This window comes from Picosynechococcus sp. PCC 7003 (assembly GCF_001693255.1).
GTDB lineage: Bacteria > Cyanobacteriota > Cyanobacteriia > Cyanobacteriales > MRBY01 > MRBY01.
In genome coordinates this window covers 99,078-116,995 of sequence record NZ_CP016476.1, presented here as the reverse complement: position 1 = coordinate 116,995, position 17,918 = coordinate 99,078, and the positions used below count along the sequence as shown (strand labels likewise).

General features: G+C 45.5%; 18 protein-coding genes. 9 read left to right on the top strand and 9 right to left on the bottom strand.

Going from position 1 to position 17,918, the window contains the following annotated elements; translation table 11 throughout:
- Nucleotides 1-108 precede the first annotated feature (108 nt).
- From AWQ21_RS15170 to AWQ21_RS15145, 6 genes are all read left to right on the top strand, one after another.
- Nucleotides 109-1,242: a hypothetical protein gene (locus AWQ21_RS15170; protein WP_065715533.1), complete on the top strand. Its 1,134-nt coding sequence runs from the start codon at nt 109-111 to the stop codon at nt 1,240-1,242.
- Nucleotides 1,232-2,107, top strand: coding sequence for a hypothetical protein (locus tag AWQ21_RS15165; protein WP_065715532.1), 876 nt, complete (start codon nt 1,232-1,234; stop codon nt 2,105-2,107). The genes AWQ21_RS15170 and AWQ21_RS15165 overlap by 11 nt, the downstream gene beginning before the upstream one ends.
- Nucleotides 2,088-3,263 (top strand): pentapeptide repeat-containing protein, encoded by a 1,176-nt coding sequence (locus AWQ21_RS15160; RefSeq protein ID WP_083998092.1) that lies wholly within the window; start codon nt 2,088-2,090, stop codon nt 3,261-3,263. Before AWQ21_RS15165 ends, AWQ21_RS15160 begins: the two co-directional genes overlap by 20 nt.
- Before the next feature lie 237 nt (nt 3,264-3,500).
- A complete protein-coding gene (locus AWQ21_RS15155) occupies nt 3,501-3,908 on the top strand; it encodes an SHOCT domain-containing protein (protein WP_065715530.1) in 408 nt (135 codons plus the stop codon).
- 78 nt (nt 3,909-3,986) lie between these two features.
- Complete coding sequence (locus AWQ21_RS16590) at nt 3,987-6,368, top strand: hypothetical protein (RefSeq protein ID WP_065715529.1); 2,382 nt, start codon at nt 3,987-3,989, stop codon at nt 6,366-6,368.
- A gap of 7 nt (nt 6,369-6,375) precedes the next feature.
- Nucleotides 6,376-7,203 (top strand): hypothetical protein, encoded by an 828-nt coding sequence (locus AWQ21_RS15145; protein ID WP_065715528.1) that lies wholly within the window; start codon nt 6,376-6,378, stop codon nt 7,201-7,203.
- Between the two features lie 111 nt (nt 7,204-7,314).
- On the opposite strand, the gene AWQ21_RS15140 is transcribed toward AWQ21_RS15145, so the two are convergent.
- Together AWQ21_RS15140 and AWQ21_RS15135 are read right to left on the bottom strand one after the other, a co-directional pair.
- Entirely contained in the window at nt 7,315-7,770 is a 456-nt protein-coding gene (locus tag AWQ21_RS15140; protein ID WP_065715527.1) for a hypothetical protein, read from the bottom strand.
- A gap of 164 nt (nt 7,771-7,934) precedes the next feature.
- Entirely contained in the window at nt 7,935-11,252 is a 3,318-nt protein-coding gene (locus AWQ21_RS15135; RefSeq protein WP_065715526.1) for a helicase-related protein, read from the bottom strand.
- A gap of 49 nt (nt 11,253-11,301) precedes the next feature.
- Between AWQ21_RS15135 and AWQ21_RS15130 the strand changes: the two genes are divergently transcribed.
- Nucleotides 11,302-11,541, top strand: a complete 240-nt coding sequence (locus tag AWQ21_RS15130; RefSeq protein WP_065715525.1) for an antitoxin — start codon at nt 11,302-11,304, stop codon at nt 11,539-11,541.
- Nucleotides 11,542-11,937 carry a type II toxin-antitoxin system VapC family toxin gene (locus tag AWQ21_RS15125; protein WP_065715524.1) on the top strand — a complete coding sequence of 132 codons (396 nt, stop codon included), beginning with the start codon at nt 11,542-11,544 and terminating at the stop codon, nt 11,935-11,937. It begins immediately after the preceding gene.
- A 1-nt stretch (nt 11,938) separates the two neighbouring features.
- On the opposite strand, the gene AWQ21_RS15120 is transcribed toward AWQ21_RS15125, so the two are convergent.
- From AWQ21_RS15120 to AWQ21_RS15105, 4 genes are all read right to left on the bottom strand, one after another.
- Nucleotides 11,939-12,355 carry a type II toxin-antitoxin system VapC family toxin gene (locus AWQ21_RS15120; protein WP_065715523.1) on the bottom strand — a complete coding sequence of 139 codons (417 nt, stop codon included), beginning with the start codon at nt 12,353-12,355 and terminating at the stop codon, nt 11,939-11,941.
- Entirely contained in the window at nt 12,342-12,602 is a 261-nt protein-coding gene (locus AWQ21_RS15115) for a CopG family transcriptional regulator (RefSeq protein WP_065715522.1), read from the bottom strand. Before AWQ21_RS15115 ends, AWQ21_RS15120 begins: the two co-directional genes overlap by 14 nt.
- Nucleotides 12,603-12,652: 50 nt before the next feature.
- Entirely contained in the window at nt 12,653-12,988 is a 336-nt protein-coding gene (locus AWQ21_RS15110; RefSeq protein ID WP_065715636.1) for a XisI protein, read from the bottom strand.
- A gap of 70 nt (nt 12,989-13,058) precedes the next feature.
- Nucleotides 13,059-13,445: a type II toxin-antitoxin system HigA family antitoxin gene (locus AWQ21_RS15105; protein WP_065715521.1), complete on the bottom strand. Its 387-nt coding sequence runs from the start codon at nt 13,443-13,445 to the stop codon at nt 13,059-13,061.
- Nucleotides 13,446-13,484: 39 nt separating this feature from the next.
- On the opposite strand from AWQ21_RS15105, the gene AWQ21_RS16325 reads away from it, so the two are divergent.
- Nucleotides 13,485-13,772 (top strand): hypothetical protein, encoded by a 288-nt coding sequence (locus tag AWQ21_RS16325; protein WP_157094810.1) that lies wholly within the window; start codon nt 13,485-13,487, stop codon nt 13,770-13,772.
- A gap of 306 nt (nt 13,773-14,078) precedes the next feature.
- On the opposite strand, the gene AWQ21_RS15095 is transcribed toward AWQ21_RS16325, so the two are convergent.
- The 3 genes from AWQ21_RS15095 to AWQ21_RS15085 all read right to left on the bottom strand — a co-directional run bounded on the left by AWQ21_RS15095 (nt 14,079) and on the right by AWQ21_RS15085 (nt 17,891).
- Nucleotides 14,079-16,922: a DUF1156 domain-containing protein gene (locus tag AWQ21_RS15095; RefSeq protein ID WP_065715519.1), complete on the bottom strand. Its 2,844-nt coding sequence runs from the start codon at nt 16,920-16,922 to the stop codon at nt 14,079-14,081.
- A 176-nt stretch (nt 16,923-17,098) separates the two neighbouring features.
- Nucleotides 17,099-17,464, bottom strand: coding sequence for an endonuclease domain-containing protein (locus AWQ21_RS15090; protein ID WP_065715518.1), 366 nt, complete (start codon nt 17,462-17,464; stop codon nt 17,099-17,101).
- Nucleotides 17,465-17,585: 121 nt separating this feature from the next.
- Nucleotides 17,586-17,891, bottom strand: coding sequence for a DUF433 domain-containing protein (locus tag AWQ21_RS15085; protein ID WP_065715517.1), 306 nt, complete (start codon nt 17,889-17,891; stop codon nt 17,586-17,588).
- Between the last annotated feature and the right edge of the window lie 27 nt (nt 17,892-17,918).

The following is a 17,918-nucleotide window of genomic DNA, read 5'->3' as shown; positions in this document are numbered from 1 at the left end:
TTTCTGACTTTACGTTTCAAGTAATCCTTAATTATTTTTTTAGTCATGCAAACACCAATTCCACCACTTCCTGAATATTATCCAGCGAAACTTGAGTTTCCTAATCCTGTGACTCATAAATCTATCCTCTCACAGCAGCAGATTGCTGATAAAGTTTTTTTTCTCCTTAAATGTGCCTTGATTTGTGATGCAAAAGATCTCCATGGCACAGCAATTGTGACTCAGGATTTGCAGCAACGAGCCCACTTAAATGCAAGCCTTATCACGATTTCTAGTTTTGTGAATACCCTTGGCATTGCGCCATTTATTTTTCTTGCCCTGGGAGGTTTTGGGCTTTTTTTATCCCCAGTAGCAGCCATGGTTGTCTTGGGAGGAATTAATGCAGCATCCAATCACTGTGGAGCGATCGCCGCGAGACATGCCCCTGGTTATCGGGTGCATGCGTGGCATGGTCTAGGAGGATTTTTGATGATTAATGCTCTTTTGACCGTGTTTACGGGGCCGGGTATTGTGATGTTCACGAATCAACCTGCTGTGAGGCAAACATTAGCTGAAGCGGTCATTCACGAACAACGGGAACGATTAGACGTTCTCAAGCAACCTGCTGAACTGGATGAACTTAAGGCTGAGATTAATGAATCTAAAGCACTCCTGCAGCAAATTGTCGCGAAGGAAGGGGAAGTTGCTTCCCGGAATAATCCTGAATGGCAACGGCTCCAGCTCAGCCTTTATGGCTCCTATGAAGAACGAAATACTGATTGGACGACGGTAAAAACCCCTAATTTGCCCCTGACCCAAAAGCTTGAACGCCTTGAAACAGAAAATGTGGCTGCTTATGAGGCCGCCAGTACCACATTAGATGAAGCCCTAAGCCGACGCATTGAATACGGGGATGATGTGCAGTTTCTCCAGGCAGAAATGCCCCGACACTTTGAAAGCAAGTTTCAGCCTGATCACAACCTGAAATCTCCCACTGACGGAGTGGCGATCGCCACTCAATTATTTATCAACGATTTCAAAATGGGTCGTTTTGAACAACTGGCTTTTCCGATGTTGATGGCGGGAATTTCCGTTGTTTTGAGTGCTACGGCCTGCCTGTTGACCTATAGTTTTGCCCGGAGCCCCGCTGTCCAGGATAGCTTTGACCCTAAGAAAAAGGCTTTAGTCCAAAAAGCCGTGCATATCCTTCGCCAGCGTTATTACCAGGCTCAAGGAGCTGAGGAGGACATCCATGATCAATAACTATCTGACTCAATCTTGGTATGGGCCAGACCTTGCGACCCTCGATCACATTGAAGCCACTGGTGAAGTCTATCATTCCTGGGAAGTGATGGAATTGATTCAAGCGCTTGAACAACAAGCTCAAGAGGAACTTGAGGCCCGCGATCGCCAAAAACGAGAACAGCAAGCCCAAGAGGAACTTGAAGCGCTGGAACAGCAAAAACATCTCCAGCAAAAATTAGCTGAACTAGAAGAACTTCAATCCCAAAAACAAGACCAGCAAGTCCCAGAAGAGTTTGAGCTACAAAGCTTAGATACACATAGCGATGATGCTGTCCCTGGGGCTGTCGATTCGGTGATGGTTGCGGCCTATGAAGAAGAGCTGATGTCTTTAGGAATACAACTCAAGCGGCATTGCCAAGATCTATCCCAAGCCTTGACCCCCACCATAGGAACCCCAGTAGTGCAATTCTCTAGCACTCCAGCAGAGGTTCAAAATCACATTGACCAAATTCATCAAATTATTATGCCGCTGCTGAATTTAACCTACAAATATCAAAAATTTCTTGTGGCAACAGATCGTCGGGACAGCATTACTCATTGTTACTATCAGCGGGGATTAAACTACTGTGCCAATTATCTTGCCCAGCGGGCTACCCTAACTACCTTGACTGCGGAATTTAAAACAGCTCTCCGGCCGGCGATCGCCCTAGAACGAATTTATCGTTATCTCGATCAACTACCTAGTCTCTACTATTCTCTGGCAAATCGACTACTGCAAACACTCTGGGCGCAGGTACCTGAGGCAGATTTGTCCCCTGAAGTTTTGACTCCAGAATATCTACCTGAAGAGGCAGTAAAAACCCATGAAATCTATGATTCGTAGCATTATTCAAAACCTTGACACCCTCATTTTTTGGCATCATACGGCTCCTTTTCGCCCTACTTTTTCCAAGGAGCGTCTCAATGATGCTCAGTTTCAACAAGCAATCCAAAGCGATCGTCGTGACTTCAGTCGAGTGGTATTTGTAGGAGTAGACTTCAGCCAATATTCTCTCCAGGGATTTGTGTTTTACCAAGCAGATTTTCGCCTATCTAATCTATCTGCTTCCGGCATTAACCTAGCTGGTGCAGAATTAACCGGTGCTTTTCTCCAGAATATGAACCTAGCCGGAGCAAGTCTCGAAAATGCGATCTTGCGTTATGCGAATCTCGAAGGTGCGAACCTTTCCAACTGCAATCTCAAAGACGCCAACTTGAGTAAAGCAAATCTGACCAATGCCCTCCTTAATCAAGCGCAACTCACTGGAGCCACCCTAGTGCGGGCTAAAGCCCAAGCTGCTAATCTCAAGGAAATTCAAGAAGAGGGACTCAATGCTCATCAAGCTGATTTGCGTGGGGCCAATCTCAGCGAAAGTATCTTGAATGGTGCAGTCCTAACCCAGGCCCAGTTGGACGGAGCCAATATCGCCCACAGCGCACTACGGAGCAGTAACCTTGCTGAAATTCAAGCCCCCCAGCTTAATGGGGTTGGTTGCGATCTATCCGCAGCAGAACTACAAAATGCAAATCTCCAGGGGGCAAATCTCCAGGATGCTATTTTGCAACGTACCATGTTGCAGCAGTCAAATTTAGCAGGGATCCAGTGGGCCCGAGCAGATTTAGCCTATGCGACTTTAAGTGGTGCTAAGCTCAGCGATGGCGTTTTTGATAATGCCAACTTGGAAGGAGTTAACTTAGCAAAAGCTGTGTTGAACGAAAGTAATTTAAACCATGCCTATTGCGCAGGCATTAATGCTGCACGAGCGAATTTAACAGGGAGTAACCTTGCCAATGCTGACCTCCGCAATGCAAATCTCCAGGGAGCCGATCTGAGTGGTGCTAACTGTGCCTGGGCTGATTTACGGGGAGCAAATTTATTAGGCATCAAAAGTGCTGGCTTGAGTCTGGAAAATGCGGATCTAACCGAGGCCAGCGTTTCTGGATTAGACAGCATCGGCGCTACGACCTGGCTTCCCAAGGAACATGCTATGCGGCGCTGATAACTGAAAAGGTCATGGGTTTTCGAGATTGGGAATTGACTATCACAAGGTTTAATGGAAAGTGTAAGTTTCAGATAGATCCAAGCAAAAGCTTAACCGAAATTACTTAGTATTTGCCCTGTTAATGCTTGGTCTGAACATACTTTACCGGAACAAAAACAACGCCCTATACCAGAAGATCAATAGCTCGTCGATTAGAACTTAATCATTTTTTCTTAGTTTTATTTTTAATTAGCCATGAATGATAAACGCCAACAACTCCAAGAACTACAGATACTACGGGACGAAAACTTAATTAGTGACGAAGAATATTCTAAACTCAGACAAGATATTCTTTCTGGCAATAGTCTTCAACCTCAAACTTCCCTAGAAAAGTTAGCCCAGAAAAAGATTTGGGTAGTGGTTTTATGGGCGCTATTTATTCCTCTGGGGGCTTACGTTTACACTCGTCGCTGGAAAGCATTTTGGGTTACCTTTGCCTGTTTAGGCACATTGGGATTTGTGATTGGCGCAGGCAGTGAAGATCCAGAAGAAGCTTTTGCTAATGCCTTTGCTGTTGGTTCTGTGGTCACACCATTGGTGGTCGGCATTGATAACGGTATGGCGATTAGTCGCGCTCGGGAAAATAAACCGGATTGGAGCTAAACCAAACTATGCTCGACTGACTTGGGAGTCTTTCGGGTGAAATGAATTTTATGAACTTTATGAGTTTGATCGAGGTCAATGGAAATGCGACAAATACAACTGACGCGCCAAGCCATTCAAGATTTACGTAATTTACAGAGCACAGGTTCCCTGAAAGTGCCTGAACGCTTATTTGAGCGGCTTACAGAAACGCCCGATGATAGTAATTTTCCTAATACAATTCACTTTTCAGGCGGAGGTTGTGCAGACCATTGGCGATCGCGCCTTGATCTAGGGGGTGGTAGTTCTCTGCGGTTGATTTGGATTTTAAATCAAGAGGATGGTTCGATCCGGATTCTGTATGCCGCGCAGCGTAACGATGATACCTATGACATTGATATTAAAGCACTGCCTCGAGAACCCGCCTACACTTGGAATGGAGAAAAGGACATCGCTTGGTCTTTCTTTCTAAACGGAGGCTATAATTACAGCCCGGTGATGACCCAAGCCCAAAAATTGACGAGCGATCAAATTGGTCAACATACAGCAGTGAGCCACTATGGAGAAAATCCACGGATTGGTTTCTTCGCCCATATTACCCAAAGTCCCCCAGGCACAGGAAAAACGGTCACTGCCGCACTACGGGCCTGCGATCTATACAAAATGGGCTGGAATGTCCTTTTTCTTTTGCCCCAGAGCTTACTCGAAGAGGTTAAAGAATTCCATTGCCTGCAATCTATTCCTTCGGATATGTCCCAGGGATTTTTCTATGGCACGTTTCAAGACTGGGTCAAACATGCCTCTCCAGAGAGCGAATCCTCGATGTTATCCTCGGATGAGGAGCTAAAAATCCTTCAAGATCTGGCCCAAAGGGCTGAACAGTCCCAAGCTGGCCTGAATTTTCAGGGCATCAGACAAAGAGATCTGATTCTTTATCAATCTTTTGTTCTAAAACCGGACTCGGATCAAACCAAAAATACGGTCTACCAAGAAAATGCTGATCGAATCGAGGTACTCAAACGAATTTCTCCGGAATGGTGGGACCAAGCATGCAAAGATATTAATAAATTATCCCGCTCAGATATTGCGACTCGGCTCTGTGAACAATGGGAGCAAACTCCGGTCACGCTTCCAACTAAGGATAGAGTCGGTATCACCGTAATTATTGATGAGTCTCAAGATTATCTGCTGAGTGAATTAGAGGCGATTAAAAAGCTCTGTCGCGGTTGGCAGGAAGCCGGTCAACCGACCTATCTGTGGTTGCTGGGTGATCTCAATCAAAGAATTATGCCAGTTGATTTTGATTGGGGTGCCTTGGGACTCGTTAATGTGCAGGAACCGGATTGGAAGTGTTTCCGCAATTCAAAACGCATTCTTGAATTTAGTAATTTATTCTTAGCACCAGTATTAGAGAATGCGAGACAAAATAACGCGCGCTGTCCTTATCAACCGACTGAGGCTGACTATGCCTACAAAGTAGGCGAGAAGGTAAAGCTGATTAAATATCCGTCCTCATCAGAGGCAGAAGGCTTTTTAGAAAAGCTTTGTCAATCTTTGGGACGGAAAACTAAGGCCATTGAAGCAAGTAAATCATTGATCTATAAACTTGTTAGTCGGGTTAAGGTTTTATATGCTGAAACCTATCAATCGAAATATAACGATCAATTAGAATTTCTCAATGTCCATGAGGTGAAGGGACGAGAATTTGATACATCTGTGGTTTTTAATGCTTTTAAAACGACCACACCAGAACCAACCTCAGAGGATTGGTGGCAATGGTATACACTTTTGACCAGAACCCGTTCTCAGCTCGTGATTGTCATTACTGAAGCACAATATCAACTCCTTCTACAGTATCTACCGAATTTATCATCGGTCTGTGAGCTGATTGATTGTAAAAATGAGCCAGCCATTGATAATTTAATCCACTGGCTACAAGCAGAAGATGATGAATTGATTCTTGCTTTGCAGAAAAAAAATATCATTCGTCAATACATTCTCGATGCTTTGCAATTGGAGTCGGTGCTTCTTTATCGGGATATGTATGAAGTCCTCGATCAAATCAACTTTAAGGGGGAAGAACGCAGCGAGCTTGAGCGGGAGATGATCCTGCGGTTACAGGAACGATCCTTAGAGGAGCTCAAGGCAAAGTTAGCAATTTTGAACGCAGAAAAGGCCAATCCTTTACTCCAAAGTCTTCTCCTCCGGGCCATGGGGCATTATTGGGATGGGGCACGCAGGATAACAACCCTCAAAGATACTCAACCAACTGAATGTGACAGGGTTATGGAGGCGATCGCCCATGATCTTGAGGCTGTGAATCTATTTGTTGAAGCGGCAAGACTTAGATTTCAAATGCGGCAGATCCCCTATCCTGAACATCTGCCCCTGCCGGAGATTGCTCAAGCCGAAGGCAATCTGATCACAGCTTTAGTAAAGATTCTCAAATCCCAAGACAACGTTTATACACAAGGAAATTAACCCGATTATGAATCCTCAAAATATGACACACAATCATCCAGCAGTCCTCAAGGATAACGATACCTTAATGGCATTGGGTGAACTGGAAAAAATGTTGAAGCACGCGATCACTAAGGCTGAAAATTTATTAGAGGCAGCTTGGGATCGGGATGAGATTCAGCAGGTGATGGCAGAAATCGCAGCCGCACGACAGACCCTAAAATCAGCCAACGAGGCTTTGCATGACCACCAAGAGCGCGGTCAAAATCGCTTACAGGAACTCAGCTCTGGAACAGCCAAAGCCCAGGCCATATTTCAGGAACTTAAGGAGATCATTAACCAGGCAGAAAAGACCCACTCCCAACTAGAATCGCAAAAAGAAACAGGCGATCGCTATCTAGAATCCCTCAATACTTTGACGCAAAAACAGCGAGAGTACAAGGTTGATTTTGCCAAAACAAATCAAACATTAGAGGCCGCAGAAAATCTGATTTCGGCGCTAGATCATAAATACGAGGCACTAGTTGATGTCGAAGCCCACATTCTTGAATTATTGAAATGCCTCGATGGTTACCAGTCTATTCAAGAGTTGATTTTGTCTATTCAGGCGGCGACGGAAAAACTACAAGCAGAACAAATAATGGCTAGGGATGTTATTAAGCAAATAGCCAGCCTCCAGGAACAGTTTGATCACCTAATCCAGACCCAAAGCCTCAATGACCGAGAATATCAAATGCAGATAGAAAGGCTTAATGAGCAGGTGCAGTATCTCATCCAGGCCCAACGCTCCCCCTGGTGGTGGCCTGGTAACTGGTGGTGGAAAAGAAGGGCTACTTTTACGCCAAAACGTTTTTGAGGCGTCAACCTAGACCAAATTCTGGATGGGGTGCAGCAGCAAGAATTTTTGAGGAGGGAGAGAGAACGAAATAATTGATTTTATGCTCTCTCTCCCTATCTGTCAGGGGTTTTACACAAAAATCAGACGACAACTCTTCTGTTGAAGGTCAATTTCTCTGTAAAGGAAATCAACCCATTGGTTTTGGTTAGGGAAGTGCTTTGGATCTAGGCACAGTACCCAGTAAGCTTGAATCCCTAACTGGCGACGCACCTGAAAATAGGCGGCTTGATTAGCCTTGTTCAAAGTTTTGTAAGCTTGGAACTCATTGGGTACTAGACATACACCGACCCGGATCTTTTCGCCCATCTGATTTTCCAGACAGAGAACCGCATCAATTTTAAGCAGATCCCAAAAAGTATGGGGGTCTTCTGGATCCTGACGCTTGGCGATCGCCTTTTCGAGTTCCCAAGAGAGATGGGTCTGTACCAAGTTACTAACCTTGGGGAAGGCGAGATCGGGATGTGAATTGTCTAAAACTTGGAGACGGGCAGCGATGGCGCGGAACTGGAGATTTAGTAGAGACATACTGGTTTTTCCTCTTTTTTAGTTACAGACAGACACAAGAAGACCTTGCGATCTGTGCAGCTTCTAAAGGAAAAACGATTTTTTTCTAGCTCATCTACTAAATCAGTGGTTTGAATGACAAGATAACCACGTGCGGATAATATAGCACGAGTGATAAGTCATTTCTACATACTGAGGCTATTTTTTTGAGCTTTTAGGCAAATTTGGATTAAGTTCCGAAGCAACGGCTCCCCAATGCTCATTAGTCTGAGGGAAGAAGAATATTCTTCAAAGGTTTTGGGATCAAATGTAATTGTTTCGGTTTTTGACTTTTGAGTCAGTGACCATTGGCGATTGCCTTTATCTTCAAAAATCATCCCGGCTTGCTTGAGGCTTGGTGAGGTGGTGAGCCACCGTTCCAGATCCTGCCAAGCTAAGGGAGAAAGTGGCAGCGGTTGGCGAATACTCATGATGTCGGCTTCCACATCCATTTGCACCATGTCGTCGAGGGTGACTTGCAAGGGCGGGGCATCTAGGGCGTGGTCAAACTCAGAAAATAAAACATCTTCCTCTTGGGGATCGGCGCTCATGGTTGCCTGTTCGATGAGGGTGGGCACTTTGGCCAAGATAGGTTGCAGAGTACCGACAACGGAAGAAAAAGCATGGATGCGATCGCGGAGGCGCTGATAGACTCTGGCTTCTACGGTGCCGTCGTAATAGAAGTTGTGAATGATGACTCTGGGGAAAGTTTGACCGATGCGATCAATCCGGCCAATTCGCTGTTCGACACGCATCGGGTTCCAAGGCATATCGTAGTTAATCAATACGCCGCAGGTTTGCAGGTTCAACCCTTCACTGGCGGATTCAGTACAGAGCAGAATTTTTATTTCCCCCTGGCGAAATTCCCGCTTGATTTGTTCTTTGGAGACAGTCCGCCATTCGCCATCGATTAGTTTTTCACCGCCGCGCCCGGAGTAGCAAGCCACCTGGGGGCCATAGATTTGCTGCAGTTCTCCCCGCAGAAAGTCCAGGGTGTCGGTGTATTGGGTGAAGATGATGGCACTATCGCGATTTTGGAACTCTTGGCGGAGGATGGTGAGCAGGTGGGCAAATTTGGTATCTTCTCCAGTATTTTCAAACTGGCGTAGTAGGTCTTCGAGGTATTCGATTTCCTTGGGGTGAATCTCCTCCATAAAACTTTCAAGACCGTCAATGATGGCATCATCTTGGTCTTCGAGTTCGAGTAAGTCATCATCGCTCAAACCACTACCTTGCTGGGTCATTAGGGCATCTAGGCGACGCTGTAGAGATTCGCGAATGGCATAGAAAGAACTGGTCAATCGTTTGCGGTACAGGGTCATCAAAAACCCAAGGGCTTTACGATTTTCCTTTTGGGCAAGTCGATAAAAATCTCGGACATAGTCACTCACTTGGCGATAGAGTTCTGCTTCTTTGGTGGGTTCAAGGGCGATCGCCTGATCTTGGACATCTCTTTGGGGAATGTCCTTTTCGAGGAGGCCCCGTTTGTAATACTCGCGGAGGGTATTGCGGGTATGGCGAAACATCTTCTCTTTGAGGGGGGTGTGGATACTGAGATATTCCTTAGAACGCTCCATAAATTTGGTGTCGTTCAAATATTGCCGGAGGTTAATGGTGGGATATTTGCCGCTCCAAAAGTCGTCGAGACGTGAAGCCAGCAGGCGATCGCTTTGATTGAGGTAGGCCCGGAATCGAGGACAGGACTGACCGCCATACTTGAAGTAGTCCGCCGTCATTTGCTGCCAGAACTTCAGTAGATTTTCATTGGGTTGATTATCGAGGGAGGCGAAGTAATCACAGAAGACATCACCATAGCTCCAGTGACCTTCTAGACCAATAACTGAGATCAGGTCAAAGACTTCGATCGGGTCGATCTGCATGGGTGTTGCGGAGAGCAGCATTATGCTTTTTGTGCGTTCCCGTAGCTGTTGCAGGAGTTGGAGTAAGCGATTAAATTTTTCTTTTCGCTGTTGGGGAGCCTTGCGGCGGGCATGATGGGCCTCATCAATAATCACCACATCCCAGGGTTGTGCGGCGAGTAATTCTTCCATTCGGTCTTGGCGGCGCACAAGATGACTAGAGGCTAAAACTAAATTTTTTGTATTCCAAGGATTTTCGCTAGGGGGACAGAGTTCGCCGTAGGGGTCTGTGAATTGTCCTTTGTTATAACTCCAGAAGTGCAGGTTAAATTTCTCGCGCATCTCACTATGCCATTGGGGTTGGACGCTAGCGGGGGCAAGGATTAAAATTCGTTTTGCTTTTTGAGAGACGAGTAAATAACGCAAAATCAAGCCTGTTTCAATAGTTTTACCCAGCCCGACTTCATCGGCGATCAGGAAACTACAAGGGAAGTTTTCTACGACATGACGCAAGATTTTAATTTGATGGGGCCAGGGGGAAATTGGTATGGAATCAAGGCAATAACTTAGGCAACCTGCATGGGTCGGTAAGCTCTGCCATTTTTTGAGCATTTTCTGTTCAAAGATGATTGCCTCTGGAAGTTGCCCCCCTAGCTCCCCAACTTGGGGGGAATTTGTATCTGTAGTTGTATTCAAGTCCCCAGCATGGGGATTTAGGGGCTGATCTGGTAGCCCCCCAGCCCTCGAATCGGGGGAGCAAGAAGAATCCGGGAAGTCTTCATCTTGGGGATTTAGGGGCTTATATTCAGCACTAGGAGCTTTAACCTTCATGCTTTCCGCCGCTTTAGGGAGAGGACGAGTATCAAAATCCTTGGTGGGTGTCCATTGGGGCTTTTGTTTGGGTGTATAGCGTAAAAGTTTTTCGCGGATTGCTTCGGGCATGGCAAAGCTTTTTACCCTAGGCATTTGGTTTGTCCAGAGTTGCTCAAACCGGATGATTTCTTCCTGTACCCTTTGGCGTTCTCTCTCTTCTTCCCAGGAACTAAATACTTGAAATGACTCGGTATTGAGTTCCCAGCCGCTAATGGATTCATTGGCAGATCCATTCGTTACGAGTTGATTACCCTCAGCATCAGTAAAGATGCAAACTTTTTCGTGGAAGATGTGATTGAAATCTAAGGTTTCCTCTAATAGTTGGGGATCGCCGTTTTGTTTGAGGGGAAGGGCAATGCGGATATCTAACCTTCCGGCTTGGATGAGCCAACTGAGAATTTCAAAGTGGTGGAGCTGGGCAAAGTTTTTCGGAGGGGTGAGGTCTGTGTCTAATCGTTGGGCGATCGCCGCTCGGAGTTCATAACCTTTTTTAATGGCGGCGACATCTTGGGCATTGAGTTGACAACCGAGGATCAGGCGAATTTGACCGTCTTGGTTGAGCAGGGTTCCCAGTCCGGCGGCGACATGGCTCAGAATCGCGCTACTAAAAAACCCTGATTTGCGGTCGTATTGGATCGAACGTTCTAGGGCTGGAATATAAAAATCGGCGATCGGGTTATCTTGAGCGCTGGTGTAGCTGATTTTCCAAGGGTAGTCGGGGAGACAGTTCACTGTATATACTAGAAATATATATTCTTTTACTGAGTGTAATACCCCTAGTATGGCTCAACCTAAAACGGCAAAGTTATTTATGAATGGCAACAGTCAGGCGGTACGGTTGCCTCGTGAGTTTCGGTTTGAGGGGAAGGAAGTTTTTATTTATAAAGAAGGCGATCGCGTAATTTTGTCTCCGAAACGGCGATCTTGGCGAGATTTTTTTGACAATGCTCCTTGTGCCACGCCAGATTTTATGGAAACACGGGATGACCAGCCGCCCCAAGAGCGGGAGGACTTATTCTAGATGTTTTTGTTGGATACAAATATTTGTATTTACATCATCAAAGAAAAGCCGCCTCAAGTTTTAGAAAAGTTTGAACAAATTGAGCCCCACAAATTAGGGATCTCGATTATTACTCTAGCGGAATTAGAGTATGGGGCGGCAAAATCAATGAATCCTGCTAAAAACTATCAGGTTATTGAAGATTTTATCGCTTATTTAGATGTCTTTGACTGGGATCGTCAAGCCAGTCATATTTATGGTGAACTTCGAGCACATCTAAATCACCAGGGCACGCCTATCGGCATTTTAGATACCCAAATTGCGGCCCATTGCCTAGGCTTAAATCGTATTTTGGTGACGAATAACGTGCGGGAGTTTGAGCGGGTTCCGGGCTTAAAGGTAGAAAATTGGGTTTGATTTAAGGAATCAAAAGATTTTGGAAGGGTTTCGTATTTTTCCAGCGATAAACGCCGAAATCCCGTTGGTCTGTAGAGAAGATTTTTCCCTGTCCGAGTTCCTCCGCAAGAATAACAAGGGATGCATCGGCTAAATCCATCGGCAGATCGGCGTATTTTGTCATGAGTTCGACAATTCGGGACTGATGATGGGTTTGCAGTAAAAATAGCTCTGCGGCTCCATTACTGAGGGCTTGCATGAACTTAATCTGTGCGTATGCCCCCTTACGAGCAAGGAGTAAATGACAGGTTTCTGTAATGACTGACCAAGTTGTGATTAATGGTTCTGGGTATTGCTGGAGTGCTTTTTTAGCGGCTTGATGAAATTGATCTTGATCATCACTTAATGCCAACCAAAATCCTGTATCAGCGATAATCATATTTTTTACTTAATTCTTCTGTGAGAACTTTTTTGTAATTGATTGAGAGATCACTTTCAACGGAGGCACAACCGATAAAGCCTGACTCTTCTAAAATTTGTAGGGGTGTTTTTTGGGGAGTTTGTAGGGTTTGATAGTAGAGTTCAATGGCATTTTTAAGGATTTCAGAAAGATCTTGGTGTGTTTGGGCTTGAATGAAATTGATTTTATTTTCAGTGTCCCTGCTTACTTGGGTGTTGACTTCCATGTTTATGACCTCTAATGTATGACGATGAAAAAACAATTCTATTCAGATATCTAAGCAGAGTTTAAAGTTAAATATTCTCTGATATAAGCAGGTTGTAAGCCTGAAATAATGTCTGTTTTAGGAACGCCTTTTTCGAGAAGTTCTTCTGAGATTGATTGGTCGGTTTGGTTGTTTTGTATCCAAATTTTTTGTTCTTGAATCTCTAAGTGAAGTACACAGGAGTAGATTCGCTGTTGGTCATTCCAACCGAGATGAACTAAGAGATAGCGGTCATTTTTTTCATCGAAAATAGTCTCCACTTCAATTTCACCACCGATAGGTTTAATTTGAGCTTTCTCATTGAGCATATCTTGGATGATTTGGCGATAGTGGCTTAATTTATCCATTTTTACGGCTTCATGGAATTTGTCTTTCGCTGCCATTGTTATTCAATTTGGCTATAATCATAGTCCTGTTCTAGGGATGAAACCTGTACTTTAGTGGTTCTTGAAAAAGAGACTCTAGGGGAATGTTTAAGCCTTTATGCAAAGCCTGAATCATGTTTTTACTTAGTTCTCGTTTTCCTGATAAGACTTCAGAAACTTTCGACTTACTACCAATGTAAGGAACTAAATCTTGTTGATTAAGACCTTGTTGCTCCATGCGGAACTTGATTGCAGTGATCGCCGTTGGTGCATCTATTCTATATTCTTTGGCTTCATAGGCTTCGACGAGGGTAGTCAGGACTTCTAATTCATCAAATTCAGGTGTATTTGGTTCTGCTTCCATCAGCATTTCAATTCTGCTTAATGCTTCCTCGTAGTCTGATTCTGTACGGATGGGTTTAATGTAGGTTGTCAGCATAATTAAGTTCTTAGGTTCATAGTATTTGCATCGCCTGTAATGTCCTTCCACCTTTTTAACCTATCCACCCCACCAGTAGAAAGTCCCCAGAATGGGGATTTAGGAGCTTTTTGCCCCCCTAGCCCCCCAAATTGGGGGGAACTTTGCCCCCTAGCCCCCAAAATGGGGGAACCGGAAAAATACAGAAGGGCGATCGCCGATCTATCCACCCCACCAGTAGAAAGTCCCCAGAATGGGGATTTAGGGTCATTATGTCCCCCTAGCCCCCAAATTGGGGAGAACCGAAGAAACACAGAAGAGCGATCGCCGATCTATCCACCCCACTAGTAGAAAGTCCCCAGAATGGGGATTTAGGGTCATTATGTCCCCCTAGCCCCCAAATTGGGGAGAACCGAAGAAACACAGAAGAGCGATCGCCGATCTATCCACCCCACCAGTAGAAAGTCCCCAGAATGGGGATTTAGGGGCGTTTCTTGCCCCCCTAGCCCCCCAAATTGGGGAGAAGCGAAGAAATACAGAAGAGCGATCGCCGATCTATCCACCCCACCAGTAGAAAGTCCCCAGAATGGGGATTTAGGGGCAACACACCAGCAGAAAGTCCCCAGAATGGGGATTTAGGGGCTTCTCAGGGGCTTAAAACAAACTCCCCTGAACCGCCTGCCCACTGCCCTCCTCATCCTCTGGGGTGACATAACGCACTTTCGCCTTGATCTCATCGATCGCCAACCAGAGATCCGCCAATGCTTTCTCCTCTGGGATGCGTTTTTTCTCGTCGCGGATGTGGGGGATTGCCCGTAATGCTACTTCCCACGCTTTCATGAATTGGTCATTAGCGAGGAGTTCGGTCTTTTTGATGAATTGCCGCACGGGTTCGATCGCCTGTTCTTCTTGATAAATCGCTATGACGGCATGGAGGGCATCGATCGCCGAAGTGAAACTAAAGTCTGCCGGACTGACGGAAAAGGCGCGTTTTTTCAGACGTTGGGTCGGGGTGAGTAGTTCACAGTTACCGCTCTTGGCGTTAATGAGTTTGTGTTCGCCTTTGAGATCTTTGGTGATATCGAAACCACCGACAGCCAGTGCCAATTGTCGGGCATCATCGAAGGGGAATTGACGGGCTTGGAAGGTGTCCCAAGCGAGGATATACCACTGGGTCAGGGCATCAAAGCCGCTGGTTTCTTGGTTCAGGAGTTTATTTAGGCGGTAATGGGAAATGGCTTTGCGGGCTTCTTCAAAGGCTACTTCGGGGCGCATTTCTTGACCGGAACTATCTAGCACGGGCCAGGCGCGGCTAAAGACGTTCAGGGCGGGGCCAAAGGCGCTTAAATACAAGTCAATGCCTGTGATGTCGTTGGCTTCAAAGTCGGGGGCGCGTTCTTCTACGAGTCGGGCGAGTTCGGGGCGGAGGTCATCCCACCATGCTGATCCGCTGTTGGGGTCGCGTTTGCGGCAAACTAAGAGGACGGTGCTGGATACGCTGTTTTTCTGGGCTTGGTGCAGGTTAATTGGGTTTTCGGTGCTGACTGCCCAGCTTGCGGTGATCTCAAATCCGGCGGTAATTAGGGATTGGGCGAGGACATCCCATGCGCCAGAGTCTTTGTGGTTAAATTGCACGGTCATTACGCCGTCATTTTTTAGCACGCGGTAATATTCGCTGAATGCCATTTGCATTTTGGCTTCGTAGTCTTGATCGGCGAGGTCTTTGGGGCTGGTTCCCATGTTCCGAAAGCGGGACGGGTTGGCGACGGCTTCGCGGTCTTTGTCGGTGAGTTCGGTGTAATAGAGTTCGGGGAAGATATCGCCTAAGATGCGCTTTTGCCACACGTAAAAGAAATCAGACATTTCAGCATATTGAATTGTTCCGTAATAGGGCGGATCAGTAATGACTGCATCAATACTTTGATTTGCCAAATGATACAGGCTATCGGCGGAGATAGATTCAATATAAAAGCTTTTTTCGGTATGGGTTTCTAGGTTTAGACTAGATGAATCTATTTTTGTACCAAGTAATTCACAAAGTTCTATATAAGCATCTGCAAATTTGGACATTTGCGACCATAGTTTTTGATATCCTTGAAATTCAGGATAACTCCACATCAAGTTTAGTGCATGAGACGCTGATGCTCTTGCAGCACTACCCATTCCCGGAACCCAATTGGATAGGCGAGAGTTTAAATCAACACATCGATCTAAAACTAAAGCTAAATAAGTGGTGATCGCCGAGGTTTTTTCTTCGCCTAACTTTGCCCTTATGTTTTCTTTCGCTTCATTGATAATCTCAACATAAGTCACCAACGTTAAAAGCTGTCTAGGATTAAAAAAGTTTTTCCAATTACCTAAACCAAAATCAACTGTTGCATTTCTTTCATGGGTCATATGTCCATATGGGATTTCTAAATCTGGAATCAAATAACTTTTATTCGAGCTTTCAATTTCTTTGAGTTTCTTTTTAGCTAATTGAATTCCATAAAAATCTTCTGACTGTGCGATTCTAAACTCCAAACTACCTTTACCTTTTCTGAAAGCAACTGCATAGAGTTGATGACCTAAACCGCCATTAGTCGCTTGATTTTTAATAACTTGATCTTCAATTACTTCATTACAATTTGGACATTTGCCAACACCGCGCCCAATCGTAGCAAAATCATTTGGATCAAAATCACCATCGGGTGTTTGAATCGTATTACCTTTACCCTTTTTGCCCTTAATCAATTCAAAATCAACCCGTTTTTCAGCAAGATTCGGCACAGGTTTAACCGCACACCATTTATGTAAATTTTGCTTTTCAGGACGTTTATAAAGCCACCAATTCGGACTAAGCGGCACAGTCGATTCACAGTGAGGACATTGCACCGTATGCGCCCAGAGATAATTCTGAATCGTTTCACCTTCGGGGGCAGGAAAAAACTCGTTTAAGCGAGCCTCCGCCTGTTCACCAACCCATTGCACCCAGCGATCAATATCCTGCTGCAATTCCGCCCCAAACTCTAAGGGAAAGGCGATCGCCGCTTTCATCGTCACCACCGCCACGGGATTGAGATCCGACGCAAACACCCGCAAGCCATACCGCGCCGCCTCAAAGGGAATCGAACCCCCCCCCGCAAAGGCATCCAACACCGCCGGAGTTTTGTCACCCCATTGGGCTTCACAGAGAGCTTGCACCTGCTTGACCCGCTCAGGGGATGGCGGCGTTTTATAGAGGCGAGTTCTTTGGTGGCGATCGTCCCGTTCTAGTTCGGATTCATTGTTTCTGGGTTTGTCCAGACCGAGCAAATACTCAAATTCCTCCATGGTCACATCCGCAGGCAGCAGAGAACCCAACACGGAGGCGCGACTAAAGGAAAGAGGTTTGCGGGAGTACCACCGATGGAGACCTTTGAAGGGATTACCGCCATTTTCAAAGTAGACCTGCTGATTGAGGAGATTTACAGGGAAGATTTTTTCGATGAAAACGGATTTACGTTGGGGCGTGGTCATAGAGTGTCAAATTAGCGCGGGTATTCCCTCATGATAGCCCCCTAACCCCCCAATTTGGGGGGAATAAGTCCCCTAACCCCCGAATCGGGGGAATATGCCCCCCAACCCCCAATATTGGGGGAATAAAAGATTATCTATCCCACCAGTAGAAAGTCCCCGGAACGGGGATTTAGGGGCTAGGGGCTTCTCAATTGCGCTCTGATACGCTCCAAAACATCACCTAAATTATGGATGACTTCATCGTTGCTAAAGCGAATCACTCGATAACCTAATGTCTCTAGTTTTTCAGTGCGGGCTTGATCGTATTCTTGGCGATCGCGATGAATTTCACCATCTATCTCAACCACCAGCTTATAGCTAGGACAATAAAAATCGAGGATGAATTGTTCTACAGGATGTTGACAGCGAAATTTGAATCCATCAAGTTGTTTACCTTTGAGAGCTTCCCAGAGTGTTGCTTCTGCGGGCGTAAGATTGGCTCGGAGGCGACGGGCTGCGGCTTCAATTTCGGGAGTTGTGCCGCGTATTCTTCGATATCGCATATGTTTACCTTGGGTTGTATTGCCCCCTAGCCCCCGAATCGGGGGAACAAGAGAGAAGATAAAGGCGATCGCCTATCAGCACACCAGTAGAAAGTCCCCAAATTGGGGATTTAGGGGCTGTTTATGCCGCAATAATTTGATCAATTTCAGTTTGATGATCCTTATAATAACTTTGAGCCGCTGTAATATCTAACCAAGTGAGCATCGGATAATTTTCTAAAATTTCATCAGAATTTGCCCCTTGTTTTAAAAAAGAAATAATCGTCCAGACGGGAACCCTAGTTTGCCGAATACGAGCATAACCATGACAAACCCCTTCCGTTTTCTGGATTAATTTATTCTTTAAACGCTCCTGTAAAAGAACATAATCTTCATTATCAAGAGCATCAATAATAGAAACCACAGAATCCACTAATTTAGCGTTCATGACGAGTAACCAAAAGAATCTTTTTGA

Bases quoted from the DNA above. Each gene is read 5' to 3' on its own strand.
- AWQ21_RS15110 (WP_065715636.1), bottom strand. From the start codon at position 12,988: ATGGATAAATTAAGCCACTATCGCCAAATCATCCAAGATATGCTCAAT.
- AWQ21_RS15085 (WP_065715517.1), bottom strand. From the start codon at position 17,891: ATGAACGCTAAATTAGTGGATTCTGTGGTTTCTATTATTGATGCTCTT.
- AWQ21_RS16325 (WP_157094810.1), top strand. From the start codon at position 13,485: ATGTCCTTCCACCTTTTTAACCTATCCACCCCACCAGTAGAAAGTCCC.
- AWQ21_RS15115 (WP_065715522.1), bottom strand. From the start codon at position 12,602: ATGGAAGTCAACACCCAAGTAAGCAGGGACACTGAAAATAAAATCAAT.
- AWQ21_RS15160 (WP_083998092.1), top strand. From the start codon at position 2,088: ATGAAATCTATGATTCGTAGCATTATTCAAAACCTTGACACCCTCATT.
- AWQ21_RS15140 (WP_065715527.1), bottom strand. From the start codon at position 7,770: ATGTCTCTACTAAATCTCCAGTTCCGCGCCATCGCTGCCCGTCTCCAA.
- AWQ21_RS15125 (WP_065715524.1), top strand. From the start codon at position 11,542: ATGTTTTTGTTGGATACAAATATTTGTATTTACATCATCAAAGAAAAG.
- AWQ21_RS15130 (WP_065715525.1), top strand. From the start codon at position 11,302: ATGGCTCAACCTAAAACGGCAAAGTTATTTATGAATGGCAACAGTCAG.
- AWQ21_RS15120 (WP_065715523.1), bottom strand. From the start codon at position 12,355: ATGATTATCGCTGATACAGGATTTTGGTTGGCATTAAGTGATGATCAA.
- AWQ21_RS15165 (WP_065715532.1), top strand. From the start codon at position 1,232: ATGATCAATAACTATCTGACTCAATCTTGGTATGGGCCAGACCTTGCG.
- AWQ21_RS15145 (WP_065715528.1), top strand. From the start codon at position 6,376: ATGAATCCTCAAAATATGACACACAATCATCCAGCAGTCCTCAAGGAT.
- AWQ21_RS16590 (WP_065715529.1), top strand. From the start codon at position 3,987: ATGGAAATGCGACAAATACAACTGACGCGCCAAGCCATTCAAGATTTA.
- AWQ21_RS15095 (WP_065715519.1), bottom strand. From the start codon at position 16,922: ATGACCACGCCCCAACGTAAATCCGTTTTCATCGAAAAAATCTTCCCT.
- AWQ21_RS15105 (WP_065715521.1), bottom strand. From the start codon at position 13,445: ATGCTGACAACCTACATTAAACCCATCCGTACAGAATCAGACTACGAG.
- AWQ21_RS15155 (WP_065715530.1), top strand. From the start codon at position 3,501: ATGAATGATAAACGCCAACAACTCCAAGAACTACAGATACTACGGGAC.
- AWQ21_RS15090 (WP_065715518.1), bottom strand. From the start codon at position 17,464: ATGCGATATCGAAGAATACGCGGCACAACTCCCGAAATTGAAGCCGCA.